This window comes from Peribacillus sp. Bi134, assembly GCF_918698065.1.
Classification (GTDB): domain Bacteria; phylum Bacillota; class Bacilli; order Bacillales; family DSM-1321; genus Peribacillus.
Genome location: NZ_CAKKLN010000005.1, coordinates 414828 through 441763, shown reverse-complemented (window position 1 = coordinate 441763; position 26936 = coordinate 414828). Strand labels below are relative to the sequence as shown.

Genomic DNA, 26936 nt, shown 5'->3' with positions numbered 1-26936 from the left:
ACATATAAATAATTGGGAGGTAGTGAAACTATGAGCAAGATTATTGGTATTGACTTAGGTACAACAAACTCTTGTGTATCTGTACTTGAAGGCGGGGAACCAAAAGTAATCCCGAATCCAGAAGGAAACCGTACAACTCCATCCGTAGTGGCATTCAAAAATGGAGAAAGGCAAGTAGGGGAAGTGGCAAAACGCCAAGCGATTACAAACCCTAATACGATCATCTCCATTAAACGCCATATGGGTACTGACCATAAAGAAGTAATTGAAGGAAAAGAATACTCACCTCAAGAAGTTTCTGCAATCATCCTTCAATACTTGAAATCATACGCTGAAGAGTATCTTGGCGAAAAAGTGACTAAAGCGGTTATCACTGTACCTGCTTACTTCAATGATGCAGAACGCCAAGCAACTAAGGATGCTGGGCAAATTGCAGGCCTTGAAGTGGAACGTATCATCAACGAACCGACAGCTGCAGCACTTGCATACGGTTTGGATAAAACGGAAGAAGATCAAACGATCCTTGTATTCGACCTTGGCGGCGGTACATTTGACGTGTCGATCATGGAACTTGGAGACGGCGTTTTCGAAGTTAAGTCCACAGCTGGCGACAACCGTCTAGGTGGGGATGATTTCGACCAAGTCATCATCGATTACCTGGTTGAAGCATTCAAGAAAGAAAACGGAATCGACCTTTCAAAAGATAAAATGGCGGTTCAACGTTTGAAAGATGCAGCTGAAAAAGCGAAAAAAGATCTTTCCGGCGTAACGTCAACTCAAATTTCTTTACCATTCATCACTGCTGGAGAAGCTGGACCGCTTCACTTGGACGTAACAATGACTAGAGCTAAATTCGATGAGCTTTCTACAGGTCTTGTGGAACGCACTATGGGACCAACTCGTCAAGCATTGAAAGATGCTGGTCTTTCAGCATCTGAAATCGACAAAGTAATCCTTGTTGGTGGATCTACACGTATTCCTGCGGTTGTTGAAGCAATCAAAAAGGAAATCGGTCAAGAACCAAGCAAAGGTGTAAACCCTGATGAAGTGGTGGCAATGGGTGCAGCAATTCAAGGTGGCGTATTAACAGGGGATGTTAAAGACGTTGTCCTTCTTGATGTAACTCCACTTTCACTTGGAATTGAAACGATGGGCGGAGTATTCACGAAACTGATTGACCGTAATACTACGATTCCGACAAGTAAATCACAAGTGTTCTCGACAGCGGCTGATAATCAAACGGCAGTTGATATCCATGTCCTTCAAGGTGAGCGTCCAATGTCTGCGGATAACAAAACTCTTGGCCGTTTCCAATTGAGTGACATTCCACCGGCACCGCGTGGAGTTCCGCAAGTTGAAGTGACATTCGATATTGATAAAAACGGTATCGTGAACGTTCGTGCGAAAGATCTTGGCACGAACAAAGAACAAGCGATCACAATCAAATCGTCTTCAGGACTTTCTGATGAAGAGATCGAACGCATGGTACGTGAAGCAGAAGAAAATGCCGATAGCGATAAACAACGTAAAGAAGAAGTTGAACTTCGTAACGAAGCTGATCAATTAGTTTTCCAAACGGAAAAAACGCTGAAAGATCTAGAAGGTAAAGTGGACGAAGCGGAAGTAACAAAAGCGAATGAAGCGAAGGATGAACTGAAAGCTGCAATCGAGAAAAATGAGCTTGAAGAAATCCGCGTGAAAAAAGATGCGCTTAACGAAATCGTTCAAGCTTTGACAATGAAGCTTTATGAAGAAGCGGCAAAAGCTCAGCAAGCTGGAGAAGCCGGTGCTGGCGAATCAGCTCAAGACGATAATGTGGTTGATGCTGAATACACTGAAGTTAACGAAGAAGAGAAAAAATAAAAAGTGGCCCAATCGGGGCACTGAAATATTGGGCAGTTAGTTTCTGCCTGCCATTGTAAAAAAGTCAAAGTCAGGTTATCTTGACTTTGGCTTTTTTTACAATGGATGGAATCATTGTCAGGAAGTGTTTCAATCGCTGGTGGGGAATCATGGGATTTTAGAGAAAAAGATGTGCAAATCGGGGCTGGCAGTACCAATTACAAAAATGTGTCAAAGCCGTTTGTACTTTTCTAGTTGATTATTATCTTCGTTCAGTGATAATATTACCTTTATGTGAATCGAATCGGGAGTGGATTTTAGATATGAGTAAACGCGATTATTATGAGGTGTTAGGCCTTTCGAAAAGTGCTTCGAAGGATGAAATCAAAAAAGCGTATCGAAAGCTCTCCAAACAATATCACCCTGATATTAATAAAGCGGACGATGCTGCGGATAAATTCAAGGAAATCAAGGAAGCTTACGAAGTATTGAGTGACGAACAGAAAAAGGCCCATTATGACCAATTCGGACATACAGATCCCAATCAAGGCTTTGGCGGTCAGGACTTTGGCGGTTTCGGCGGTTTTGAAGATATTTTCAGTAGCTTCTTTGGCGGCGGCGGTCGCAGGAGAGATCCTAATGCACCGCGTCAAGGGGCGGACCTACAGTATACGATGACGCTTTCTTTTGAAGAGGCTGCATTCGGAAAAGAAACTGAGATTGAAATTCCGCGTGAAGAGAATTGTGATACATGTAAAGGATCCGGTGCCAAACCTGGTACAAAAGTGGAAAACTGTTCACATTGTCATGGAACCGGTCAATTGAATGTTGAACAAAACACAGCGTTCGGAAGGATTGTGAACCGGAGAGCATGTCACCATTGTCAAGGTACAGGAAAAATCATTCCTAATAAATGTTCAACATGCGGCGGCGACGGAAAAGTCCAAAAACGTAAAAAGATCCAAGTCAAGGTGCCAGCAGGAATTGATGATGGCCAGCAGTTGCGTGTAACCGGCCAAGGAGAGCCAGGAATAAATGGCGGTCCGGCGGGAGACCTGTATGTAGTCTTCCATGTACGCAGCCATGAATTCTTTGAGCGGGATGGCGATGATATTTATTGTGAAATGCCGGTTACGTTTGCCCAGGCAGCATTGGGTGATGAAATAGAAGTTCCGACGCTGCATGGAAAAGTGAAGCTGAAGATTCCAGCAGGTACACAAACAAGCACTCGTTTCCGTTTAAAAGGCAAAGGTGTTCCGAATGTAAGAGGGTATGGCCAAGGAGATCAGCATGTGGTCGTATTAGTGGTCACCCCTAAGAAATTAACGGAAAAACAAAAGGACTTGCTTCGTGAGTTCAGTGATATCAGCGGACAAGGCGTAGATGAACAAGATGATGGCTTTTTCTCAAAAGTAAAGCGTGCTTTTAAAGATAGGTGAATAAAAGTAAAAGAACAAATTGGGAGTTGGTAGATTATGAAGTGGTCTGAATTTGCAATCCAAACAACAAATGAAGCGGTTGAACCTGTTTCGAATATTCTTCATGAGGCAGGTGCGAGCGGTGTTGTCATTGAGGATCCTCTAGAATTAGTCAAGGAACGTGAAAATGTTTTTGGCGAAATCTACCACTTAAACCCAGATGATTATCCGGATGAAGGTGTAGTCATTAAGGCTTATCTGCCCGTTAACAGCTTTCTTAACGATACCGTTGATGCTATTAAGGAATCAATCAATAATCTCCTTCTTTTTGATATAGACCTTGGGAAAAATGTTGTTTCAATTAGTGAAGTGAATGAGGAAGAGTGGGCGACGGCTTGGAAAAAATATTATAACCCCGTCAAGATATCCGAACGTTTTACCATCGTGCCAACATGGGAAGACTACACTCCAGTTAGCAGTGACGAATTGATCATTGAACTTGATCCAGGCATGGCTTTCGGAACGGGTACACACCCGACGACGGTCATGTGCATCCAAGCGCTGGAGCGTACAGTACAGCCTGGGGATTTAGTCGTTGATGTAGGAACGGGTTCTGGTGTTCTAAGCATTGCAGCTGCATTATTGGACGCAAAACGAATCCAGTCCCTTGATTTGGATGAAGTGGCAGTACAGTCAGCCATACAAAACGTGGAAATAAATAACGTGCAGGATAAAGTGTCCGTTTCACAAGGCAATTTGCTGGACGGTGTGAATGAACAAGCGGATATCGTCGTGGCTAATATTCTTGCCGAGGTGATCATGCGTTTTACGGATGATGTAGCGAAAGTCGTTAAACCTGGCGGACATTTCATCGCTTCCGGAATCATTCAAACTAAGAAACAAGATGTGAAGGATGCGATTATTGCATCTGGTTTCACCATTGAGGAAACGATCTTGATGGAAGATTGGGTGGCAATAATCGCGAAAAGAAATGATTAATTGAAAAAGTTACTCTGATTATCGGGTATTTTGATAGTCAGAGTACCTTTTTTTAGCTTGAATCTTTGCATGGCTTGCATTCTGGATTCCTGACTGTTAGCCTGTGAGTTTTTTAGACTAGACGAAGTGGGTGGCAGTGTGCAACGGTATTTTCTTAACGATGTAGACATCAATGGAAACACGGTGACGATATCAGGCGATGATTTTCACCATATCGCCAGGGTGATGAGGATGGGACCAGGGGAGCGGATCATTACGGTAAAAACTAATGGTATGACAGCTGTCGCGGAAATTTCGGAAATTACTGATGATGCTGTTATAGGGACCGTTTCCGAATGGAAGAATGAAGAAAAGGAACTTCCTGTAAGGGTTGTGATAGCGAGCGGTCTGCCTAAAGGGGATAAGTTGGAATATATCGTTCAAAAGGGTACTGAACTTGGTGCCGTTGAATTTATCCCTTTTATTGCTGCTCGTTCGGTGGTAAAATGGGACCACAAAAAGGTAGGTAAGAAATTGGAGAGACTCCAGAAGATTTCAAAAGAGGCGGCTGAGCAATCTCACCGCACGGTTATCCCTGCCATCAAGGAACCGATGACGGCAGATCAGCTAGCTGGTTATGCTTCAGGTTTCGATCATAAATTAATCGCTTTTGAAGAAGTGGCAAAACGGGGGGAAACTTCTGTGCTCGCTTCTGTCTTGAAAGATATCACCGCTGGGCAATCCATCTTATTCGTTTTTGGGCCTGAAGGTGGTTTAGCAGATAAGGAAATAGAAAAACTGACTGATGCCGGTTTTATGGCTTGCGGTCTTGGACCAAGAATATTAAGAACTGAAACAGCACCTTTATATGCACTTTCCGCTGTTTCTTATCATGTAGAACTTTTGAGGTGATGAAAAATGGCAACGGTCGCTTTCCATACATTAGGCTGTAAAGTGAATCATTATGAAACAGAGGCCATATGGCAATTATTCAAAACTGGAGGATATGATCGTGTTGAGTTTGAAAATACATCCGATGTATATGTCATCAACACATGCACGGTGACAAACACTGGCGATAAGAAGAGCCGTCAGGTCATCCGTCGTGCCATTCGTAAAAATCCGAATGCCGTCATAGCGGTAACGGGATGTTACGCACAGACTTCACCGGCAGAAATCATGGCCATACCAGGTGTGGATATTGTTGTAGGAACACAGGACAGGGTTAAACTTCTTGATTACATCGAGCAATTCAAGGTTGAGCGTGAGCCAATCAATGCCGTAGGGAATATCATGAAAAACCGTGTCTACGAAGAATTGGATGTACCTGCTTTTACAGACCGTACACGAGCTTCACTTAAGATTCAGGAAGGTTGCAATAATTTCTGCACTTTCTGCATCATCCCTTGGGCCCGTGGCTTGATGCGTTCCCGCGATCCAAAGGAAGTCGTTAACCAAGCTGAACAGCTTGTCGAGGCAGGCTATAAAGAGCTAGTCCTCACCGGAATTCATACTGGCGGCTACGGAGACGATTTGAAAGACTATAATTTGGCGATGCTGCTGCGTGACTTGGAAAAAGTCGATGGATTGAAGCGTATCCGTATTTCATCCATCGAAGCCAGCCAGATTACAGATGAGATCATTGAAGTGCTGACGAATTCGAAAAAAGTGGTACGTCATTTGCATATACCAATCCAATCGGGTTCCGATACAGTTCTAAAACGGATGAGACGTAAATATACAATGGATTTCTTCGGGGATCGGATCGAGAAGTTGAAAATTGCGCTTCCGGGTCTTGCTGTTACCTCTGATGTCATCGTAGGTTTCCCAGGTGAAACAGAAGAAGAATTCATGGAGACATTTAACTTTATAGAAAAATATAAATTCTCCGAACTTCATGTTTTCCCTTATTCAAAACGGACAGGGACTCCGGCTGCCCGTATGGAAGATCAAGTCGATGAAGATGTCAAGAATGAGCGCGTACATCGCCTTATCACGTTGTCGGATCAGCTGGCAAAAGAGTATGCCTCCCGATTCGAGGGGGAAGTTCTTGAAGTCATTCCTGAAACGAAGTTGGAAAATGGCCTTTATGAGGGCTATTCCGATAATTACATGAAAGTCGTCTTCCCGGCTTCGGAAGAAATGGTCGGTGAAATCGTCAAAGTGAAGATTACGAAGTCTGGCTATCCATTTAGTGAAGGTCAGTTCGTGACGGTCGTGAAGGATTTTCCGTTGCAACAAGCATCCAATATTTAATCTAAGACAGCGGTAAATCGCTGTCTTTTTTTTATCCTCTTTTAGATGTGTTATCTTGGCACTTTCGGGTAAAGACTATATATATCGTCAAAGTGGATAAACTATGGTATTATGAGAGGTACGTACAACTAGGTATAGATTGTTTTTGAGGAGGATTTATTAATGTCACAAAATGTAGCAGGTTTAATTGACCACACGTTATTAAAAGCAGATGCAACCAAAGAGCAAATAAAGGTATTATGCGAAGAAGCTAGAGAGTATAACTTTGCTTCCGTATGCGTGAACCCAACTTGGGTGAAATATGCAAGCGAACTTTTGGAAGGTTCAGAAGTGAAAGTTTGTACCGTTATCGGCTTCCCTCTAGGTGCAACCACACCGGAAACCAAAGCTTTTGAAACGAAAGACGCCATCTCCAATGGCGCTCACGAAGTCGATATGGTGATCAATATCGGCGCATTGAAGGACAAGGATGATGAGTTGGTAGAGCGGGATATTCGTGCTGTTGTAGCGGCATCCACTGGTAAGGCTCTGTCAAAAGTGATCATTGAAACTTCTTTATTGACTGATGAAGAAAAAGTCCGTGCATGTGAATTGGCCGTAAAAGCCGGATCGGATTTTGTGAAAACATCAACTGGTTTCTCGACCGGCGGAGCGACTGTTGAAGATATCACGCTTATGAGAAAAACAGTTGGCCCGGATATCGGTGTCAAAGCTTCAGGCGGAGTCCGCAACACGAGCGATGCCCAGAAAGTGATTGAAGCTGGTGCAACAAGAATTGGTGCGAGTGCAGGTGTTTCCATCGTAAAGGGCTTAACGGCTGATTCCGATTATTGATTTTGTAAGGGACCGTATAATAAGTCCTTAAAATAAAACAGGCGGAGAAAAATGAATTATTTTTCTCCGCCTGTTTTTTATTACTTCCATAAAACGGATTATAAATCGAGTGCCCATGCCTTTGTGCAGTGCATTGCATTGCGCTTATTTCCTTGAAAAAGAAGAAACGTTTCAATTTTGGACTTTTACTTGTCATTTTTGGAACCTATAAATTCAGAAAAAAGTTTATTGTGGATTCAATGGATATTAGGGGTATCAAACAGGGAGTAAACAGACTTATATTAAATGCATGAACATGGGGAGGAAAATGAAAAAACGGGATTTACTTTCTTTTATATATAATGGCAGTAATCGTTTTTCATCTACCTAATATAGGTTGTGGATTTAGATATTAGCTGCTGTTATATTGAGTGGTTTGAGCTTAATAAACCATAAAGTTAATTATAAAAAGATTAGCTAAAAACCTCCCGGTAATCATTTATCCTTTTATATCTATTACAGCTACATATTATGTCCATCTTCCCCTGAAGCTGCCCATAAGAAAGTCTCTAATGAGTTTTGGACAGCTCCTTATTTCTTTAAGTGTTGCCGATGCACCAAAAGAATGAGGTTGGAGAATTGCCGTGAGCATGGCAAGACGGCCAAAGAAGTCAAGATATTGAAAATCACACTGGCATGGGCGAGCTGTGTCCCCTTATTTTCGGTGAAAAAGGCAGCGGCGCTTTCCAGAATGTCCACAAAAGGCAGGAATGCGGCAACCCCGATGACGTTTAGCCAAATATGTGCATAAGCTGTGAAGGCAGCTTGTCTGCCAGAACCGATGCTGGCCATGTATCCGGTGATGCAAGTGCCAATATTCGATCCGAGCATGATAATGATTGCGGAGGAGACGGATAACTCCCCGTTCATCAAAAAGCTCATGGCTATCCCGATGGTTGCCGAACTGGAGTGAATGAGTGCGGTCAATAATATCCCGGCTAATAGGGCGTAACTCATATGGCCCTCTATGTAATGGATGAGCGTTTGTATCGAAGAATAGGCTGCAATCGGTGTCGAAAGCATTTTAAAACCGCTCATCGCCGCGAAGATGGCCGAGATTCCAATCAGGGACATCCCTATGCTTCTCGGTAATGCATTTGGCATGAAGCAAAGAAAAGCGCCGCTTACGACACCGGGAATGATCCATCGATCCAAGGAAAAGGTCATGAACTCTGCTGTAAAGGTGGATCCGATATTCGTTCCAAGAATAATCCCGATTGTTTGCGGGAACGTTAAGCTTCCTGCGGAAACGAGGCCGACCGTCATGACCATGACCGCCGAGCTGCTCTGCAGGATCCCCGTAAAGATGGTTCCGGCCATGAAGCCTTTCCATGGCTTATCCGTTACCTTCGAGAGAAAATTTTTTAATGCAGCACCGGACATATTGAACAGTCCGATGCGTAAAACTGACATACCCGCCAAAAATATCGCGATGAATAATAAGAATAAAAATAGCTCATGCATGACTGTCACCTCTTAGTAAGCTTATGGCCCATTAACGGGAGACATGCTATAAATTGGATTTTCATGCAAGTTGAATGATTGTTTAGTGAAAAATTATGATAATAACATGATGATATTCAAAATAAGTTTGATTTTATTGGTTGACCTGCTAAAGATGATATATTATAATTGTTTAGTACATGTATAACATGTTGACAACTTGAGTTAGTGTGTTGTTTTCGGAGGGAGGGAAAGAGATGTCTAAAACCGTCGTTCGTAAAAACGAATCGCTTGAAGATGCTCTTCGTCGTTTCAAACGTACTGTATCTAAAGCAGGATCGCTTCAGGAAGCTAGGAAGCGTGAATTTTATGAAAAACCAAGCGTAAAACGTAAGAAAAAGTCTGAAGCTGCAAGAAAACGTAAATTCTAAGAGAGGGTGGAAAGATGAGTCTTCTCGAGCGTTTAAATAATGATATGAAACAAGCGATGAAGAACAAGGAAAAGGACAAACTATCTGTTATTCGGATGCTGAAGGCTTCCATTCAAAACGAAGCATTGAAGCAGAGGCAAGATTTAACAGATGATGAAGAATTGACAGTGCTCTCTCGCGAATTAAAACAACGCAAAGACTCCCTCCAGGAGTTTGAAAACGCAGGTCGTTCAGATCTCGTGGATAAAGTCCGCACCGAACTAGTATACGTAGAGGCATATATGCCTGAGCAACTTTCAGAAGAAGACATTTCTAATATCGTTAAACAAACGATTGAAGAAGTCAATGCAACATCCAAAGCAGATATGGGGCGAGTTATGGGAGCTTTAATGCCTAAAGTTAAAGGTAAAGCGGATGGTTCTCTAGTAAACAAATTAGTACAACAACATCTATCTTAAACTCTAAACTTAAAACTCGAAACCTAACCGCAGGCAATTTGCCTGTGGTTTTTGTGTATTTCATGAATTTTATGCGTATATTATTGAAACGATGCCCAAGATAATAGGGGCATTTTTAATTTTATTTGCTTTTTTTGAAACCTTTTTCATATACATACGTAATAACTAAAGAACAGAGTAAAGGGTTGCTTCATTTGCTCCTTATTCGAATTTAGTTGAGTGCTGAATTTACTGGTAGGTTTTCCTCCTGAATATTGGAGGCACTTACCGCGTTTAATGCGGGAAAGGGGGCGTTCCGTTGAAAATTTGGCGTTATTTATCTGTACTCTTATTTGGATTGCTGTTCACCATGTCTTCTTTTGGGGGATCGACGGTATCTGCAAACGAGAAGATCGTTTACCATGTACCAATAGAAGAAACGGTGGAAAAGGGACTCTCGGCATTTTTGGAACGCGCGCTTACCACTGCTGAAGCAGCTGATGCAGACCTTGTCGTTTTCGAGGTGAATACTCCTGGAGGTGCTGTGGATGCAGCAGGGGAAATTGCAAAGTTACTGTCCGATTCACCAATCAAGACAGTTGCCTACGTCAATAACAGGGCCTTATCTGCAGGGGCATACATTTCTCTAAGTGCAGATGAGATCTATATGGTTCCGAGTGCCACCATGGGATCTGCCGCTGTAATTGATTCTACAGGGAACGCTGCAGGTAAGAAAGCGCAATCTTATTGGTTAGCAGCCATGAAGACTGCTGCAGAACAAAATGGACGTGATCCCATTTACGCCCAGGCGATGGCGGATGTTGACATCGATCTACCCGAATATGGAGCGGAAAAAGGAAAGTTGCTGACATTTACAGCCGAACAGGCAAAAAAGGCTGGATATAGTGAAGGCACCGTCTCTGGGAAAGCGGAGCTGTATAGTATACTTGGAGTTGAGGATGCTGATATTCGGTCAATCGAAGAAAGCTTTCCTGAGAAACTTGCCCGCTTTTTGACCAACCCGATCGTCGTACCCATTTTATTAACGATAGCGGGAATCGGGATTGTGATGGAATTGTTTTCACCCGGTTTTGGAATTCCGGGGGTCATTGGAATCACCAGTCTTGTTTTATTCTTCTATGGTCATCTTGTCGCCGGTATCACCGGATACGAATCGTTAGCGATGTTCATCATTGGGGTCATTCTCGTACTCATTGAATTTTTTATCCCAGGGGGGATTATCGGGCTGCTCGGATTTACAGCGATAGTGGGGAGTCTATTCCTCGCGACAGGAGATCCGGTCCATATGACGATATCCTTGCTAATTGCGGTCACCGTATCCATTTTGGTATTCATCCTACTTGTAAAGGTGTTTGGAAAACAGATGAAATTTTTCAGGAAAATGATATTAACCGATGCAACAAAAACGGAACAAGGGTATGTCAGCAATCCGAATCGTTTGGATTTATTAGGTGTTGAAGGGAAGGCCCTTACAGATTTGAGGCCTTCAGGAACTGCTTTGGTCAAAGAAGAAAGAGTGGATGTCGTGACCGAAGGAAGCTTTATTTCCAAAGGTTCATCAATCGTTATCGTGAAAGTAGAAGGATCAAGGGTAGTCGTCCGGGAAATACCGGATTCAAATTAAAATTAAAAGATACAGGAAGGATGAATCATTAAGTGATAACTTCAGGAACGATATTTATTGTACTGGCAGTGATTGCTGCTATCATCGTATTGGCAGTATTTTTCACATTCGTACCAGTAATGCTATGGATTTCCGCATTAGCGGCAGGAGTCAAAATCAGCATATTTACATTAGTTGGAATGAGGCTTCGCCGTGTTATACCAAGCAGGGTCGTCAATCCTCTTATCAAGGCCCATAAGGCTGGAATCAATGTTTCAACGAATCAATTGGAGAGCCATTACCTTGCAGGCGGTAATGTCGATCGAGTGGTGAATGCATTAATTGCTGCAGAACGAGCCAATATCACGTTACCTTTCGAACGGGGTGCAGCTATTGACCTTGCCGGCCGTGATGTATTGGAAGCCGTTCAAATGAGTGTTAACCCGAAAGTGATTGAAACCCCGTTCATCTCTGGTGTGGCGATGAATGGTATTGAAGTGAAAGCGAAGGCAAGGATTACGGTGCGAGCCAATATTGAACGCTTGGTCGGTGGTGCCGGTGAAGAGACGATCATTGCCCGTGTAGGCGAAGGGATCGTATCGACAATCGGTGCTTCGAAAATGCATACGGATGTACTGGAACACCCCGATTTGATTTCACGAACGGTTTTATCAAAAGGGTTGGATTCAGGAACGGCATTCGAAATACTTTCCATTGATATCGCTGAAGTGGATATCGGTAAAAATATCGGGGCCATATTACAGACTGACCAAGCCGAAGCCGATAAAAAGATAGCCCAGGCAAAGGCCGAGGAACGCCGTGCGATGGCTGTTGCGCTTGAACAGGAAATGGTTGCCCGTGTTCAGGAAATGAGAGCGAAGGTTGTTCAATCCGAAGCCGAAGTTCCGTTGGCCATGGCTGATGCACTGAAAAGCGGAAACCTTGGAGTGATGGATTATATGAATATCCAAAATATCACGGCTGATACGGATATGCGCGATTCCATCAGTAAAATATCCGAAAATCCAAAAGATAACAACAATAACCATAATAATAATTAGGTCAGGGAAGGAAGGTCTTTAAATGGGAGGTTTTATTGATTTCTTTCTCGAGAACCCATTCCTTATCATTGTCTTGATCGGTGTTTTAACGTCCATGTTAGGAAAGAAAAAGCAGACTCAAGATCCTGGCACGCCTCCGAAAAAGAAATGGCAGGAGGTCATGCGGGAGCTTCAAGGTGAAATGCCGCAAGCGAATCAGCAGCAAAAGCATGCACCTCCTCCCGTAAGGAAAGTCGAACAGCAGGCAGCACAGGCTGTTGAAGTGATCGATGAGACGAAGAACGAAGCGAACAAAAGGATTACCGAGCTTAGACGGCTTCAGCAGAAGTACGATCAAGAGCGTTTATATCAAAAAGCGAAAGCAGATCAACTTACATCAACGATTTCTGATAAAAACAGTCCGGTCTATCGCAAAGGACCGTCTTTTGGCAAAAAACAGCTGATTGATGGCATCATCATGTCAGAAGTGCTGGGACCGCCAAGGGCGAAGAGAAGTCTTCATAGGTCCAGAAGGTGATTCGGAGCCTTGGCTTTTTTAAAGCCTGAAAAAATAGACTTTTATTCCCTTATAATTTTGTGCTAGAACCCTCTTTCATTTCATACATTGAGATGAAAGGGGGTTCTTTTTTATGGCACGCAATTGGGGAAAAAAAGTGAAACAGCTTATGACCAAAACAATGGACCTTCCGCAAGATGTCATGATGGACCTGCCGCGAATTACAATGATCGGACAATTACATATTTATATTGAAAACCATCGTGGCTTATTGGCTTTTACAGACAGCGAAGTGCGATTGATGCTGAAAAATGGGCAGTTGCTGATAAAGGGAAATGCCTTTGTCATAAAGACGATTTTGCCGGAAGAAATCATGCTCGAAGGCAAAATTGATAAGGTTTATTTTATCAATGAATGATCCCGGGAGGTCTCCATGAAAAACCAATGGACAAACTATTATACAGGCTATGTAAAGGTGAAGGCTTATGGCAAAGGTGCAGAACGGCTGATCAATATGCTGACGAGAAGGGGGCTTCATATCTGGGAAGTGAAGCGTGTCGGAAGTGAATCCCTGATTTTCCATATGGATATCAGGGATATCCCAAAACTCCGTCAGGTCATGCGTAAGAGCGATTGTAAAGTAAAGTTCATGCAGGGAAAGGGTTTCCCTTTCCTATTGAAGAGAGTCATGAAAAACAGCGGGTTTTTAGCGGGGATGATCGCTTTTCTGCTATGCATATTCGTACTTTCCAATATGGTATGGGGCATCGAGGTTCAAGATGCCAAACCGGCAACCGAGCATGCCATCCGGAAAGAATTGGACAAGATGGGCGTGAAGATCGGTAAAGTGCAATTCTTTGTTGATGATGTGGATACGATTCAGCGTAAGCTGTCGGACCGGATCGGTGCATTGACATGGGTAGGGGTAGAGCTGAAGGGAACGACATACCATTTTCGGGTTGTAGAAAAACGGCAGCCTAAAGAGGTCGAGAAAACATCTCCGCAGAATTTGGTAGCTTCTAAAAAAGCGATCATCACTGATATGTTCGTTGAAAAAGGACAATCTATTGTTAATGTGAATGATTATGTAGGAAAGGGACAGCTTCTTGTTTCAGGATGGATTGGAAAAGAGGATAAACAGGAAATTGTATCCGCACAAGGAGTAATAAAAGGGAAAACGTGGTATAAAGCGAAAGTGGAAGTACCGTTAAAAACCAAGTTTTCTGTTTTTAACGGAGATGAAGCGAGCAGGCACTTTTTAAAAATGGGGGGCTTTTCCCTTCCGGTATGGGGTTTCAAGGATCCGGGATATGAAAAACAGGAAAAAGAAACGACAATGAGGCCGTTTCACTTTCTTCAATGGGAACTGCCCATTTCCTATAAACAAGTGACCTTTAGGAGCAAGGAAGATATTGTACGAAGTTATACGGAGAAAGAAGCCGTGGAGGAAGGCAGGAAAATGGCTAAAGCTGAATTGAAAAAGCATTTGGAAGAGGAAGATGAAATCGTCGAAGAAAAAATTTTGCACGAAAGCATGGAGAATGGTAAAGTAAAATTATCTATACATTACCAAGTTATTGAAGATATAGCGATTGGACAGCCAATCATTCAAGGAGACTAACGAATGGCAGATGATGTGAAAGTAATTAAGCTAGAAATAGAATCACCTAATGAAGCGATCGCTTTATTGGGCAATGGAGATTCAAATGTAAAAGTGCTCGAAGAGGAGCTGGGCATTTCCGTCATAACCCGAGGTGAAGCGGTGAGTGTTGCCGGGGATATCGAGCGGGTAACGATGGGGGAGGAAATCCTCAAGGCGTTATTGACAGTGGTCAGAAAAGGAATTGCAATCAGTTCCAGAGATGTGCTTTATGCAATTGAATTGGCAAGAAAAGGCACATTGGAGTATTTCGGCGAATTATATGATGAGGAAATCGCAAAAACGGCTAAGGGGAAATCCATTAAAGTCAAAACAATCGGGCAGAGATACTATATCCAGGCAATAAAGAAACAAGACCTTGTATTTGGAATTGGGCCTGCCGGAACCGGGAAGACCTATCTAGCTGTAGTGATGGCCATCAATGCATTGAAAAATGGACATGTTAAACGGATCATCCTGACACGGCCTGCCGTCGAAGCAGGGGAAAGCCTTGGTTTTCTGCCTGGTGATCTGAAGGAAAAGGTAGATCCTTATCTACGTCCGCTGTATGACGCTCTCCATGACCTTCTAGGGATGGAACAGACGCAGAGGATGATAGAGCGCGGAACGATCGAAATAGCTCCTCTGGCTTATATGAGGGGCCGTACGCTTGAAGATGCCTTTGTCATATTGGATGAAGCCCAGAATACGACGGAAGCCCAAATGAAGATGTTCTTGACCAGGCTTGGTTTCGGATCGAAAATGGTCATTACGGGAGATCGGACCCAAATTGACCTTCCAAAAGGCATGAAGTCAGGTCTTGTCAGGGTAGAAGAGATCTTGAAGAATGTTAAAGGCCTTTCCTTTGTTTATTTTGAACAAAGTGATGTTGTAAGACATCCGCTTGTCGCCAAAATCATTACTGCTTACGAGCAGGCGAAGTCATAAGAAGAAATCCGCCATTTCAATCGGCGGATTTTTCTTGATGTGTCTAAATTACAAACTTTATGGTAAAAAAGTGGATATGGAATGAAGGAAGCTTTACATTTATCAATACGAAGGTGAAAATTCACATAAAAACTGTTATGATTTTACATATCTAGAATAATAAACATCATTTTTATTAGGAGGACCTTCCTTGAATCGTATCCAGAAATTTTTCACTCAAATAAAAGGGCTGTTGGTCCATCGCTTTTTTCAAGTGCTATTGTTCATCATTCTTGGTTTGTTTGCTTATGTGTTAATGTTCTCCAATGTTAAGCCGGAAAGGGTCCAGGTAGAGCTGTTTAAGCCTGCTGAACAAACGATCCGTTCAACCAAGACTGTGGAAGATACCTATAAGACGGAACAGGAAAAAGAAGAGATTTCAAAACAGGTGGCGGATGTTTATTCTCTAAAAAAAGAATATGCAAAAAATAAAGTCGATCTGATTTCATCCATTTTCGATTCAGCGATAGAGGTGAATAAAGAAACGCAACCCGATGAAGATCATAAAGAAGATGAGGAAAAAGGGGATAAAAAAGAGACAATAAAGACGGATGCTCAAAAAGTTTCCATATTAAAAGAAAAATTGACCGATGAAGTGAATAAAAATATCGAGGAATCCGTTTTCCTTGCATTAGTGCAGGCTGATGAAGATGAGTTGAAAATAGCGAAGGATTCAACCATTACAGCCGTGAATAATGTGATGAGCTCCCGAATCGCAGCAAGTGACGTCGAAAATGCCAAGAAAAAGGTTGTAGAGGAATTGGGCTATATGAGCATCAGCGGCGATATGAAAAAAGCCTCCACTTCCCTTGCGCGTACGGCAATCATTCAGAATGTATTTTTCGATAAGGACAAAACCGAGGAACAGCGTAGGAAAGCGGTTGAAAGCGTAGAGCCGATCAGGATCCTTCAAGGTCAGATCATCGTTGAAGAAAATCAATTAGTGGACAGGGATGTTTATAGGCAGCTTGAATTGGCGGGCTTCTTAAATACGGAGTCTACCATTTACCCGTATATCGGCCTGCTGTTATTCATAGTCCTGACTTTTGCCGCTTTTTATTACTTTTTCTACTATTCCATTTCCAAAAAGGATAACAAGTACAATCAGTTATTGATCTTCAGTCTTGTCTTCATCCTTTCAATGGCTACCATGAAAACAGTCAGCATTCTCGCAGACCTGAAAAACTCGAACTTGGAATACATTTTCCCGGGTGCCATGGCGGCGATGCTCATCAAGATATTATTGAATGATAGGTTAGCGGTAGCGATGATCATATTGTTAGGTTCGTATGGTACGATTATATTCAATGGTGATACACCTGGAAATCTGGATTTCTCGATGGGGCTTTATATCATTTTCGGGGGATTGACGGCAATCATCATTTTATCCAGGCCAAATTTCAAATCAAAGGTGCTGGTAGCAGGGCTGCTATTGGCTTTAATCAATATGGCATTTGTTTTTTCGCTCATCTTCATTATGGACAGCCAATATACTAGAATGGAGTACTTGTATTATGCTGCTGCTGCGATGGGTTCTGGAGTGGGTGCAGCCGTTTTGACAATGGGCCTGTTGCCGTTTTTCGAGGCTGGTTTCGGGATTTTATCATCGATTAAGCTTATCGAGCTAGCGAATCCCAATCATCCATTACTTCGAAGGATCTTGATAGAGGCTCCCGGGACATATCATCATAGCGTGATGGTCGCCAATTTGGCGGAATCGGCTTGTGAAGCCATCGGGTCGAATGGATTGCTGGCAAGGGTCGGCAGTTATTATCATGATATCGGTAAAACGAAGCGGCCGCATTTCTTCATCGAAAATCAGATGAATGAAGAGAACCCGCATGATCGGCTGCAGCCGGAAACGAGCAGGGATATCATCATTGCCCATGCCGTAGACGGCGGGGAGATGCTTCGCAGTCACAAATTCCCGAAAGAGATTGTGGATATTGCAGAGCAGCATCATGGGACCACTTTATTGAAATTTTTCTACCATAAGGCAAAAAAACAGGATGAGTCCACACTCGAAGCGGACTACCGGTATCCCGGACCGAGGGCGGTAATGAAGGAAGTAGCCGTCATCGGCATAGCCGATAGTGTGGAAGCTGCAGTGAGATCGATGAAGCACCCAACGCCGGAGAAGATTGAAGAACTGGTAAGTTTCATCATTCAGGACAGGATTTCTGATGGTCAATTTGATGAATGTGACATTACTATGAGAGAATTGAGTATCGTGAAGCATTCCTTATGTGAATCGCTTAATGGTATCTTCCACTCCAGGATTGAATATCCGGAGTCGGATAAATTAGGACAGAAGGTGAAAGAATGATTTTAGCTATCGATTTAATGGATGAAACGAATGAAGTAACGGAGGAAGCTCAGCATCTTGTTGAAAGCATTCTGCAATTTGCGGCAAGAAAAGAAAACATTGAAAAAGACACCGAGCTGTCTGTTACATTTGTTGACAATGATAGGATTCGGGAAATCAATAAAGAATATCGTAATAAAGATTCAGCTACAGATGTCATTTCTTTTGCACTTGAAGAAATGGGAGAAGATGAAGTGGAAATTGTCGGGGCCGAAATGCCCCGCATGTTAGGGGATATCATCATTTCCATTGAACGCACGAAAGAACAGGCTGAAGAATATGGTCATTCATTTGACCGGGAACTTGGATTTTTAGCTCTGCATGGTTTTCTTCACTTATTAGGATTTGACCATATGAATGAAGAAGATGAAAAAGTGATGTTCACAAAACAAAAGGAGATCTTGGAAGAATATGGACTTTCAAGAGAAGGGTAAAAAAAGGTATCCTTTATTAAAAAGTTTCTCTTTTGCCTGTCAGGGAATTTTGGAGGCTGTTCGGACTGAACGCAATATCAAGATTCATTTCGTGTTAACGGTCATCGTCGTATTCTTTGGTTGGTACTTCTCATTGAATGGGATGGAGTGGCTTTTCATTTTAGCGGCCATAGCCGGCACGATTACCTTGGAGCTCGTTAATTCAGCGATTGAAAGGGTAGTGGACCTGGTAACGGATCAAATCCATCCGCTTGCCAAGCAGGCAAAAGATATTGCAGCCGGAGCTGTATTCATATATGCTATATTTTCTATAATAGTTGGATTGATTATATTTTTGCCCAAGTTTGGCCTGTAGGTTGCCGAAATGGTACTCAATTTGAAAGGAAGATGTGAATTGAATACAAAGGAATTGATTGAGGAAGCTAAAAAAGCAAGGGATAAAGCTTATGTGCCTTACTCCAAATTTAAGGTTGGGGCAGCCCTTTTAACCGCTGATGGAAAGGTCTATCATGGTTGTAATATAGAAAATGCAGCATACAGCATGTGTAATTGCGCCGAAAGGACAGCTTTATTCAGCGCTTATGCACATGACGATAAAAAATTCGTTAAACTTGCAGTCGTGGCAGATACCGACGGTCCCGTTGCTCCATGCGGGGCATGCAGGCAGGTTATTTCAGAACTGTGCGAAAAGGATATGCCGGTTGTTTTGACCAACTTAAATGGGGATATAAAAGAATTAACAGTACAGGAATTGCTTCCAGGAGCTTTTTCACCGGAGGATTTGAATGGATAAATTATTTAATGATACACAAGTAAAAGATTACAAATCAGGTTTCATTTCGATTATTGGACGACCTAATGTTGGGAAGAGTACATTTCTGAATCGGGTCATCGGCCAAAAGATCGCCATTATGAGCGATAAACCGCAAACTACAAGAAATAAGGTCCAAGGTGTACTTACACAAAACGATTCACAAATGATTTTCATCGATACACCCGGCATTCATAAACCAAAGCATAAGCTTGGTGATTTCATGATGAAAGTGGCCACGAATACATTGAAGGAAGTCGATTTGATTCTCTTCATGATCAATGCGACTGAAGGATACGGACGCGGTGACGAGTTTATCATTGAAAAACTTCAATCCGTAAAAACGCCTGTTTTCCTGGTTGTAAACAAAATCGATGCGATGCATCCGGATGATTTACTTCCGATCATTGAAAAATACCAACAGCTTTACCCTTTTGCGGCAGTCGTTCCGATTTCTGCGCTTGAAGGAAATAACGTTGATACACTGCTTGAGCAAATCAAGGAACATCTGCCTGAAGGTCCCCAGTTTTATCCTGCTGACCAAGTGACCGACCACCCGGAACGTTTTATCATTTCCGAATTGGTCCGCGAGAAGGTGCTGCACCTTACACGGGAAGAAATTCCGCATTCGGTGGCTGTTGTCATCGATTCGATTAAAAAAATGGATAACAGCGACACCATTAATGTCATGGCGACGATCGTTGTCGAACGTGATTCACAAAAAGGCATTGTCATCGGAAAGCAAGGGAAAATGCTTAAAGAAGTCGGTAGCCGTGCCAGGGTGGATATCGAAAACTTATTGGGCTCAAAGGTTTTCCTGGAACTGTGGGTGAAGGTGCAGAAAGATTGGCGTAATAAAGCAAGCCAGCTTCGTGATTATGGCTTCAATGAGAGCGAGTATTAATTAACAAAATTTACGCGTCATGAAAGTTTGGAAAACGGTCAAGCTAATCATATGGTCGGATATTCATATTGCTAGTTAAAAATGAAAGGTGGGCTTTATATGTTGGATTTTACCTGGGAATTATTCTCTGAAACAGGTAATGTGGACACCTATTTGCTGTTTAAGGAGATAGAAGTCGAAAGACAGGAAAGACACTTGGTATTGAATGATGAGCTAGCAGAAATTGATTTTCCTGTTTCATAGGTTAGCCTTGGCGAGCATGGGTGGTGTCTTGGTATGCTCCAAAAATGTGAGGGCATTGTCATAAGGCGAACTGCATATGGAGAAAATAACAAAATCATTACTATATATACCCGTGAGCTAGGAAAAATCGGCGTTATGGCTAGAGGGGCCAGTAAACCTAACAGCAGGCTTTCTGCCGTCACACAGCTTTTTTGCTCCGGGTATTTTCTTGTAACTACATCAACCGGACTCGGAAGTCTTCAGCAAGGCGAAATGGTCGATTCACTCCGTTTCATAAGGGAGGATCTTTTTGCCACTGCTTATGCTTCTTATATTGTTGAATTGCTTGATAAAAGTGTCGAGGATAAGAAACCGAATCCATATTTGTATGAGTTGCTTTCGCAAACCTTGCATTACATAAACGAAGAATATGACGCAGAGGTATTGAAATTCATTTTTGAAATGAAGATGCTGCCCGTCAATGGGATTAACCCAGTGCTGAATCAATGTGCTGTATGTGGTGAAACGGAAGGGGAATTCTCCTTCTCGCTTCGGGAAGCGGGCTTTATCTGTCACCGCTGCCTGGGGAAAGACCCTTATCATTATAAAATTTCAGCTGCAGCCGTCAAATTGCTGCGAATCTTTTATTATTTCGATTTATCAAGGCTCGGAAACATTTCCGTCAAGCCTGAAACGAAAAAAGAACTGCGAAAGATCATCGATGCTTATTATGAGGAATATTCAGGTCTGAACTTGAAATCAAAAAAGTTCCTGAATCAGATTGATACGATGAAAGATATGTTTTAGGATCTGACCTATTGACATTCCTTGTTAGTTTGTATAAAATTCTAAACATCAAAATAAGAAGATTGCGTTGATGGAAAAGAGTATCTGTCATTCTCCATAAAAAGCGAACCCGGGACGGTGGAAGCCGGGATATGGATTTACAGGGAAGGGCGTTTCCGGAGCATGTTGCTTTGAAAAGAGGCCGTTTTATAAACGGCAATTAGGGTGGAACCGCGGGTATACTCTCGTCCCTATGCATTTCGCATAGGGACGAGAGTTTTTTGTTTGCCCAAATGTGATGGGTTCCGACCTGATTTTAAAAAGAGCCGTTTTAAATAACCTGGAGGTGTACGATGAATATTCAAAATATGATTTTAACGTTACAAAAGCATTGGTCTGAACAAGGCTGCATATTGATGAATGCTTATGATGTCGAGAAAGGGGCAGGAACGATGAGCCCATACACGTTCCTGAGAGCCATTGGACCTGAGCCTTGGAGCGTTGCTTACGTGGAGCCATCACGCCGTCCTGCTGACGGTCGTTATGGTGAGAACCCTAACCGACTGTATCAGCACCATCAGTTCCAAGTGATCATGAAGCCGTCGCCTGACAATATCCAAGAGTTATATTTGGATTCTTTACGCGCTTTAGGGATAAATCCGCTTGAGCATGATATTCGCTTTGTGGAGGACAACTGGGAAAACCCATCACTAGGGTGTGCCGGTCTCGGTTGGGAAGTTTGGCTTGATGGAATGGAAATAACGCAATTTACATATTTCCAACAAGTGGGCGGTCTTGAGTGCAAGCCGGTTTCCGTGGAAATTACATACGGGATCGAACGTCTCGCTTCATACATTCAAGATAAGGAAAACGTATTTGACCTGGAATGGACAGATGGATTCACAGTTCGGGATATATTTGGACAGCCGGAATACGAACATTCGAAATATACGTTCGAAACCTCCGACCTTGATATGCTGTTTCAGCTTTTCACGATGTATGAAAAGGAAGCGCATCGCCAAATGGAAGAAGGTCTTGTACATCCCGCATATGATTATGTTTTGAAATGTTCACATACATTTAACCTTTTGGATGCCAAAGGTGCCATCTCGGTGACGGAAAGAACGGGTTATATTGCCCGGTGCCGTAACCTAGCGCGCAAGGTTGCCAAGACCTTCTATGAAGAGCGGGAAAAATTAGGCTTCCCGATTCTGAAAGTGAAAGGGGAGAATACAAATGAGCAAGCGTGATTTGTTATTGGAGATTGGATTGGAAGAGCTGCCTGCCCGTTTTGTGACAGCATCAATGAAACAGTTGTCAGATAAGGTGCAGCAATGGCTAAAGGAAAAAGCGATTGAATTCGGAACGGTTGAAGCTTTTTCCACACCAAGACGTTTGGCCGTACTGGTGAAAGACGTGGAAGAGTCCCAAAAGGATATCGAAGAAGAAGCAAAAGGTCCGGCTAAGAAAATCGCTTTGGACAGTGAAGGCAACTGGTCTAAAGCGGCATTGGGATTCGTCAGGGGTCAAGGAATGACTTCAGAGGACATTTATTTTAAAGAACTCAAGGGTGTGGAATATGTCCATGTGAATAAATTCATAAAAGGACAGCAGACCGTTCAGCTTTTATCTGAGCTTGCTGAAATCATCAGCGGCATGACGTTTCCGAAAAATATGCGTTGGGCCAATCAGGAGCTCCGCTTCGTCCGTCCGATTAAATGGCTGATTGCCTTATTCGGCAATGACATTGTGCCATTCAGCATTGCTGATGTGGAAACGGGCCGTGAAACAAAAGGACACCGTTTCTTGGGCGATAGCGCTAGCATCGAACTGCCGGAACTGTACGAAGATACGCTAAAAGAACAATTTGTTATGGCGAATCCAGATAAACGCCGGCAAGTTATATTGGATCAGATTAAAGAGCTTGAGCAGGAGAAAGGCTGGATCATCCCAGTCGATGAAGATCTGCTTGAAGAAGTCAATAATTTGGTAGAGTATCCAACGGTGTTATTTGGAAATTTTGAAGAAGAATTCCTTGAGCTTCCAGCTGAGGTGCTTATCACATCGATGAAGGAACATCAACGTTATTTCCCTGTTAAAGATCAGGACGGGAAACTGCTTGCTCACTTTGTAACCGTGCGTAACGGCGATGACCGCCATTTGGATAAGGTTTCTAAAGGTAATGAAAAAGTATTGCGTGCCCGCCTATCTGATGCAGCATTCTTCTATAAAGAGGATCAGAAAAAAGAGATTTCGGATGCTTTGAAAAAGCTTGACAGCATCGTTTATCATGAAGAGATCGGTACATTAGCCGAGAAAACTGCACGGGTAACTGCTCTGACGGGTGACCTTGCGGATGCTTTGAATTTAAAGGCGGAAAAAGAAATGGCGCTTCGGACAGCGGCAATTGCCAAGTTCGATTTGGTGAGTCAAATGGTTTATGAATTCCCTGAATTGCAAGGGTATATGGGTGAAAAATATGCGCTCTTAAAAGGTGAAGCCAAAGAAGTGGCCGCGGCTATCAATGAACATTATATGCCAAGACATGCGGATGACAATGTACCGCCTTCAGTCATTGGTGCGGTTGTGAGTTTAGCTGAAAAAATTGATACTTTGTCTTCATTCTTCGCTATTGGCGTCATTCCGACCGGTTCCCAGGATCCTTACGCATTAAGAAGGCAGGCGAGCGGTGTCGTCCAAATCCTAGCGGAGAAGAAATGGAATATTTCACTAGATGAGCTTATTGTTTTAGGCCTTAAAGGACTGGAATCAAAAGGCATCTTAAATCGTGATCTTGAAGAAGTTAAAGCGGATATGTTCACGTTCTTTAAAGCGCGTGTCAAACACCTGCTTCAAGAACAGCAAATCCGTTACGATTTGATTGATGCAGTTCTGTTCAATGAGATCGGTTATATCCACTCTATCGTGGAACGTGCACATGTCTTGGATGCTAAAAAGGACGAAGCAGGGTTTAAAGAAAGCCTGGAAGCATTAAGTCGGGTCATGAACATTGCCGTTAAATGTGACAATAAGGTGACAGTTGATCCTTCTGCCTTTGAAAATGATCAAGAAAATGCGTTATATGTAAAATATAAAAAAGTGGCAATCCGTTATATGGAATCTAGAGATGAGAATGAGCGGTTTGAACAGCTTGTTTCGCTTCAATCGGAAATAGAGTCGTATTTCGAGAATACAATGGTCATGGCAGATGATGAAGCAATCCGTAATAACCGTTTATCCTTAATGAAGGAAATCAGTGATTTGGTTGCAGGTTTTGCTGCCATGAATAAAATCATCCTTACATGATCGAAGGGATGTATGGAAATCGGAAACACTTTAAATAGGGTTTCCGATTTCTTAAAAAGATAATGGTCAATAAATAGGACAAAAATGCCCTTATTAAATAATTTAGTATATAATTATTAAATGAATAACTTTTGTTACTTTACTCTGCGAAAGCAGTGGGGTGGTGATTATAATCCAATTGAATAAGCGTCAGGAGCAAATTTTACAAATTGTAAAAGAAAACGGACCGATTACTGGAGAACATATTGCGGATAGATTGAACCTTACCAGGGCGACACTTCGTCCAGATCTAGCCATTTTAACGATGGCGGGTTTTCTTGATGCCAGGCCGCGAGTGGGGTATTTTTATACAGGCAGGTCAGGTACACAGCTTTTGACCGATAGCCTTAACCATCTTTATGTACGAGACTACCAATCGATACCCGTCGTTGTTGACGAGGGCATTTCCGTATATGATGCAATCGTCATGATGTTTTTGGAAGATGTCGGAACAATGTTCGTGGTCGATAAGCATGCATTGCTTGTTGGTGTCTTATCAAGGAAAGACTTGTTGCGTGCGAGTATTGGGAAACAAGAGCTTAACTCCATTCCAGTCAATATCATCATGACTAGGATGCCCAATATTACAATGTGTTCAAAAGAAGACCTTTTGATTGATGTGGCCAAGAAATTGATTGATAAACAAATCGACTCATTACCGGTCGTCAAAGACACAGAAAAAGGCTATGAAGTAATTGGAAGAATTACAAAAACCAATATTACGAAAGCATTCGTAGCTTTGGCTGATGAAGGCTATTAGGGGGCTTGCAAAAGGAATGACGGAGAATATGAACGGTTCTATTATATATGTTGTATCGGATTCGGTAGGGGAAACAGCGGAATTGGTTACAAAAGCCGCTGCAAGCCAGTTCTCGGGATCTGCATTTTCCATAAAGAGAATTCCGTATATTGAAGATGAACAAAACGTGGATGAAGTGATATCACTGGCTAAGTTGGATGGGGCAATCATTGCTTATACTCTTGTGAAGCCAGCTATTAGAGCGTATATGAAAGCACAGGTCGAGAAAGAAAACCTGTCTGCTTATGACATTTTAGGGCCGCTCATGGACATCCTTGAGGAAAGGGCGCCAAAAGGGCCGCTTAATGAACCTGGTCTTGTAAGAAAGCTGGATGATGACTATTTCAAGCGTGTGGAAGCCATTGAATTTGCTGTAAAATATGATGATGGACGTGACCCTCGGGGCATATTACGTGCTGATATCGTCCTTGTCGGTGTTTCACGCACTTCAAAAACGCCGTTATCACAGTATTTAGCCCACAAACGCTATAAGGTGGCTAACGTACCTTTAGTGCCTGAAGTGGAACCTCCAGAAGAGCTGTTCCTGGTACCTCCTGAAAAATGCATTGGATTAAAGATCAGTCCGGAAAAACTGAACCATATTCGTAAAGAACGATTAAAGTCGCTTGGGCTTAATGATCATGCGATTTATGCAAATGTGGAGCGTATAAAAGAAGAATTGACATACTTTGATACAATCATATCAAGGTTGAACTGTCCTATTATTGATGTAACCAATAAAGCTGTTGAAGAAACAGCCAATTTGATAATCAATATCCTTCAAAACAAAAACCGTTAATCCTTATAATTAAGGCAAATCAAAATGTGAGCTAGGCACTTTATGTGTCAGCTCACATTTTAATGCCAAGGTTCAATAGGGAATAAAAAGAATAAGTTCAAAATAATTACATAAAATTTCTCCTTGTTTCCAACTGTAAATCCTTTGATTTGCATGAAAACAAATTCGGAATTTAAATGTTGGCATCTTCTAATCAAATAGACTATAATAAAAAATTGTGAGAAAAAAGTAATCTTAAGGTTTAGACTTAATTAATAAGGAATAAACTAAAGGTTAATGAGATGTCAAGGTTTTTATCATAAAAATAATTCGACATGTTCCGTATAATTCAGGAGGGGCTGGTCTTTTTCAAGGCAAAAGATCCGCTTTCACTTAAATGAACAGGTATTCCTTGAAGAATTATGTGTGCTCTTTTAGAGGAAACCCTCTGGATCAATGCTGAAAATTCACCATATCTTCATAAAGTTTAGGGGAGAAAAAGGATTATGCAGAAAGATGTAGAATTAGAAGGTATGAATAATAAACCCACGATACACGTCGATGCCGATGCATGCCCGGTGAAAGACGAAATCCTTCATTGTGCAAGTTTGCACGATGTTGAAGTCTGTTTTGTTGCATCATACAAAAATATGATGAATAACCCTGAAGGTAAATGGGTATATGTCGATGCAGACAAAGAAGCGGCAGATCTTTATATAGTAAACTCAGTAAAAAAGGGTGATATTGTCGTTACTGCAGATATTGGTTTAGCTGGGACCCTGCTTCCTAAAAACGTTTATGTCCTTTCGCCAAGGGGAAAAGAATACACTGACGAGAATATTTTCATGCTCTTGGATATGCGCTATCAGTCGGCGAAACTCCGCAGGCAGGGTAAGCATACAAAAGGGCCGAAAGCATTCACGAAGGAAGATCGTGCATGTTTCACAAATAAACTTTTGAAAACATTGTCGAACTTTGCAGGGAATTAGAAAACAGTATCGAATTAA

General features: G+C 42.3%; 27 protein-coding genes and 1 other annotated feature. Of the genes, 26 read left to right on the top strand and 1 reads right to left on the bottom strand.

The window, feature by feature from the left end; translation table 11 throughout:
- Window positions 1–30: 30 nt before the first annotated feature.
- The 6 genes from dnaK to deoC all read left to right on the top strand — a co-directional run bounded on the left by dnaK (window position 31) and on the right by deoC (window position 7328).
- Window positions 31–1863: a molecular chaperone DnaK gene (dnaK, locus tag LQ188_RS13445; protein WP_101222612.1), complete on the top strand. Its 1833-nt coding sequence runs from the start codon at window positions 31–33 to the stop codon at window positions 1861–1863.
- Window positions 1864–2165: 302 nt separating this feature from the next.
- Entirely contained in the window at window positions 2166–3281 is a 1116-nt protein-coding gene (dnaJ, locus tag LQ188_RS13440) for a molecular chaperone DnaJ (protein WP_101222611.1), read from the top strand.
- 36 nt (window positions 3282–3317) lie between these two features.
- Complete coding sequence (gene prmA, locus LQ188_RS13435; protein WP_101222610.1) at window positions 3318–4259, top strand: 50S ribosomal protein L11 methyltransferase; 942 nt, start codon at window positions 3318–3320, stop codon at window positions 4257–4259.
- A gap of 138 nt (window positions 4260–4397) precedes the next feature.
- Window positions 4398–5150: a 16S rRNA (uracil(1498)-N(3))-methyltransferase gene (locus LQ188_RS13430; protein ID WP_230177033.1), complete on the top strand. Its 753-nt coding sequence runs from the start codon at window positions 4398–4400 to the stop codon at window positions 5148–5150.
- A gap of 6 nt (window positions 5151–5156) precedes the next feature.
- Window positions 5157–6494, top strand: a complete 1338-nt coding sequence (mtaB, locus tag LQ188_RS13425; protein ID WP_230177032.1) for a tRNA (N(6)-L-threonylcarbamoyladenosine(37)-C(2))-methylthiotransferase MtaB — start codon at window positions 5157–5159, stop codon at window positions 6492–6494.
- A 162-nt stretch (window positions 6495–6656) separates the two neighbouring features.
- Window positions 6657–7328 carry a deoxyribose-phosphate aldolase gene (gene deoC / locus LQ188_RS13420; RefSeq protein ID WP_230177031.1) on the top strand — a complete coding sequence of 224 codons (672 nt, stop codon included), beginning with the start codon at window positions 6657–6659 and terminating at the stop codon, window positions 7326–7328.
- A 570-nt stretch (window positions 7329–7898) separates the two neighbouring features.
- Here deoC and LQ188_RS13415 read toward each other — a convergent pair.
- Window positions 7899–8831 carry a Na/Pi symporter gene (locus LQ188_RS13415; protein ID WP_230177030.1) on the bottom strand — a complete coding sequence of 311 codons (933 nt, stop codon included), beginning with the start codon at window positions 8829–8831 and terminating at the stop codon, window positions 7899–7901.
- Between the two features lie 236 nt (window positions 8832–9067).
- Here LQ188_RS13415 and rpsU point away from each other — a divergent pair, with 236 nt between their 5' ends.
- From rpsU to LQ188_RS13315, 20 genes are all read left to right on the top strand, one after another.
- Window positions 9068–9241, top strand: a complete 174-nt coding sequence (rpsU, locus tag LQ188_RS13410; RefSeq protein ID WP_028391853.1) for a 30S ribosomal protein S21 — start codon at window positions 9068–9070, stop codon at window positions 9239–9241.
- Between the two features lie 14 nt (window positions 9242–9255).
- On the top strand, window positions 9256–9699 hold the full coding sequence (locus LQ188_RS13405) for a GatB/YqeY domain-containing protein (RefSeq protein ID WP_101222605.1): 444 nt from the start codon (window positions 9256–9258) through the stop codon (window positions 9697–9699).
- Between the two features lie 298 nt (window positions 9700–9997).
- A complete protein-coding gene (locus LQ188_RS13400; RefSeq protein ID WP_230177029.1) occupies window positions 9998–11323 on the top strand; it encodes a nodulation protein NfeD in 1326 nt (441 codons plus the stop codon).
- Window positions 11324–11358: 35 nt separating this feature from the next.
- Entirely contained in the window at window positions 11359–12363 is a 1005-nt protein-coding gene (gene floA, locus LQ188_RS13395; RefSeq protein ID WP_202190593.1) for a flotillin-like protein FloA, read from the top strand.
- Window positions 12364–12385: 22 nt separating this feature from the next.
- Window positions 12386–12880, top strand: a complete 495-nt coding sequence (locus LQ188_RS13390) for a hypothetical protein (RefSeq protein WP_230177028.1) — start codon at window positions 12386–12388, stop codon at window positions 12878–12880.
- Between the two features lie 112 nt (window positions 12881–12992).
- On the top strand, window positions 12993–13277 hold the full coding sequence (gene yqfC, locus LQ188_RS13385) for a sporulation protein YqfC (protein WP_034308511.1): 285 nt from the start codon (window positions 12993–12995) through the stop codon (window positions 13275–13277).
- Between the two features lie 15 nt (window positions 13278–13292).
- Window positions 13293–14480, top strand: coding sequence for a sporulation protein YqfD (gene yqfD / locus LQ188_RS13380; protein ID WP_230177027.1), 1188 nt, complete (start codon window positions 13293–13295; stop codon window positions 14478–14480).
- Window positions 14481–14483: 3 nt separating this feature from the next.
- Window positions 14484–15446 carry a PhoH family protein gene (locus LQ188_RS13375; RefSeq protein ID WP_034308506.1) on the top strand — a complete coding sequence of 321 codons (963 nt, stop codon included), beginning with the start codon at window positions 14484–14486 and terminating at the stop codon, window positions 15444–15446.
- 190 nt (window positions 15447–15636) lie between these two features.
- Window positions 15637–17811, top strand: a complete 2175-nt coding sequence (locus LQ188_RS13370; protein ID WP_230177026.1) for an HD family phosphohydrolase — start codon at window positions 15637–15639, stop codon at window positions 17809–17811.
- Window positions 17808–18284, top strand: coding sequence for an rRNA maturation RNase YbeY (gene ybeY, locus LQ188_RS13365; protein WP_101222600.1), 477 nt, complete (start codon window positions 17808–17810; stop codon window positions 18282–18284). Before LQ188_RS13370 ends, ybeY begins: the two co-directional genes overlap by 4 nt.
- Window positions 18262–18639 carry a diacylglycerol kinase family protein gene (locus LQ188_RS13360; RefSeq protein WP_137019114.1) on the top strand — a complete coding sequence of 126 codons (378 nt, stop codon included), beginning with the start codon at window positions 18262–18264 and terminating at the stop codon, window positions 18637–18639. The genes ybeY and LQ188_RS13360 overlap by 23 nt, the downstream gene beginning before the upstream one ends.
- 39 nt (window positions 18640–18678) lie before the next feature.
- Window positions 18679–19077 (top strand): cytidine deaminase, encoded by a 399-nt coding sequence (locus LQ188_RS13355; protein WP_101222598.1) that lies wholly within the window; start codon window positions 18679–18681, stop codon window positions 19075–19077.
- Entirely contained in the window at window positions 19070–19999 is a 930-nt protein-coding gene (gene era / locus LQ188_RS13350) for a GTPase Era (RefSeq protein WP_101222597.1), read from the top strand. Before LQ188_RS13355 ends, era begins: the two co-directional genes overlap by 8 nt.
- 99 nt (window positions 20000–20098) lie before the next feature.
- Window positions 20099–20242, top strand: a complete 144-nt coding sequence (locus LQ188_RS13345; RefSeq protein ID WP_101222596.1) for a YqzL family protein — start codon at window positions 20099–20101, stop codon at window positions 20240–20242.
- A gap of 33 nt (window positions 20243–20275) precedes the next feature.
- Entirely contained in the window at window positions 20276–21028 is a 753-nt protein-coding gene (recO, locus tag LQ188_RS13340; RefSeq protein ID WP_101222595.1) for a DNA repair protein RecO, read from the top strand.
- A 58-nt stretch (window positions 21029–21086) separates the two neighbouring features.
- Window positions 21087–21263 (top strand) — a binding site (T-box leader).
- Between the two features lie 97 nt (window positions 21264–21360).
- The gene (glyQ, locus tag LQ188_RS13335; RefSeq protein WP_034308488.1) at window positions 21361–22257 is read left to right on the top strand and encodes a glycine--tRNA ligase subunit alpha; all 897 of its coding nucleotides are present in this window, start codon (window positions 21361–21363) and stop codon (window positions 22255–22257) included.
- The gene (gene glyS / locus LQ188_RS13330; RefSeq protein ID WP_230177025.1) at window positions 22244–24313 is read left to right on the top strand and encodes a glycine--tRNA ligase subunit beta; all 2070 of its coding nucleotides are present in this window, start codon (window positions 22244–22246) and stop codon (window positions 24311–24313) included. The genes glyQ and glyS overlap by 14 nt, the downstream gene beginning before the upstream one ends.
- 160 nt (window positions 24314–24473) lie before the next feature.
- Window positions 24474–25112, top strand: a complete 639-nt coding sequence (locus LQ188_RS13325; RefSeq protein WP_034308483.1) for a helix-turn-helix transcriptional regulator — start codon at window positions 24474–24476, stop codon at window positions 25110–25112.
- A gap of 28 nt (window positions 25113–25140) precedes the next feature.
- Window positions 25141–25950 (top strand): pyruvate, water dikinase regulatory protein, encoded by an 810-nt coding sequence (locus tag LQ188_RS13320; RefSeq protein WP_101223470.1) that lies wholly within the window; start codon window positions 25141–25143, stop codon window positions 25948–25950.
- Between the two features lie 512 nt (window positions 25951–26462).
- On the top strand, window positions 26463–26918 hold the full coding sequence (locus tag LQ188_RS13315; RefSeq protein WP_101223469.1) for a YaiI/YqxD family protein: 456 nt from the start codon (window positions 26463–26465) through the stop codon (window positions 26916–26918).
- Window positions 26919–26936 lie beyond the last annotated feature (18 nt).